Origin of the sequence: Roseobacter sinensis, assembly GCF_025755255.1 — a bacterium.
Lineage (GTDB): Bacteria > Pseudomonadota > Alphaproteobacteria > Rhodobacterales > Rhodobacteraceae > Roseobacter > Roseobacter sinensis.
Genome location: NZ_JALIEB010000065.1, coordinates 1 through 1113, shown reverse-complemented (window position 1 = coordinate 1113; position 1113 = coordinate 1). Strand labels below are relative to the sequence as shown.

The window sequence follows — 1113 nt, the reverse complement described above, 5'->3', positions numbered from 1 at the left end:
GGTGGATTCACATCCGAAGTGCAAATTCTGTATCAAAACAGAACGTTGCACGGAGGCTTATGAATGGGACGCTGTTACCCTCACCTGAGTTTGGAAGAACGTCGTAGGATCGACAAGTGGCGAGAAGCCAAAATGTCTGTTCCAGAGATTGCGGATCGGCTGGGTCGTGCGCCGTCCACAGTCTATCGCGAGCTGAAGCGGAACAGCTACGAGGATAAGGAACTTCCGGAGCTGAACGGTTACTACTGCATTACGGCCCAAGCCAACTACGAGCAGCGCCGCGCGATCCATCGTAAGATGATCGTGCATCCAGAACTTAAGACCGCCATCGAAGACCGGCTCAAGGCTGGTTGGTCCCCCGAACAGATCGCAGGTCGGATGCGGCTTGAACGTCACCCGATCCGTGTAAGCCACGAGACCATCTATCGGTTTGCCTATTCCAAAGACGGTCGCGATGAGCAGTTTTATCGTCATCTCCCTGAACATCGCAGACGCCGCAGACCGCGCGGCTATCGGAGGCATAGCCGTACCCACATATTTGACGTTCAAAGCCTGGCCCACAGGCCTGATCGCATCTCAGAACGCGCAGAATTCGGTCACTGGGAGTGCGATCTGATGATGTTCCGCAAAGAACATGGGAAAGTGAACGTCACATCGCTCGTTGAGCGGGTCAGCCGTTTCGCGGTTGTGATGCGCAACGAAGACCGCCAATCCAAGCCGATCATGGAGGCGCTGATCCAGGGCCTGGCTCCCCTGCCCGCCGATGCACGCCAGTCGATCACCTTCGACAGAGGCACCGAGTTCTCGGCCTGGAAGCATCTCAAGGCCGGGATCGGTGCGGATGCGTGGTTCTGCGATCCGCAAGCACCCTATCAGAAAGGCACCGTCGAGAACACGAACAACAGGCTGCGGAAGTATCTCCCCAGATCCACCGAACCGACGGCGCTGACAAATCGATATTTGAGGTCGATTTGCCATCGCCTCAATTCCACGCCACGCAAATGCCTCGGCTACCACACACCTGCCGAGATCTTCGAAGCCAAGCTGATGGAGATCCAGAACCGATTGGAATAAAAAGACATATCAGAAATTGCACTTCACCGTGAGTTCACA

The 1113-nt window shown here is 55.5% G+C and carries 1 protein-coding gene; it reads left to right on the top strand.

Features of this window, described 5'->3' with window-relative positions; genetic code table 11:
• The first annotated feature begins 63 nt into the window (after positions 1-63).
• Positions 64-1074 (top strand): IS30 family transposase, encoded by a 1011-nt coding sequence (locus MUB52_RS23905; RefSeq protein ID WP_263846664.1) that lies wholly within the window; start codon positions 64-66, stop codon positions 1072-1074.
• Positions 1075-1113: the final 39 nt, after the last annotated feature.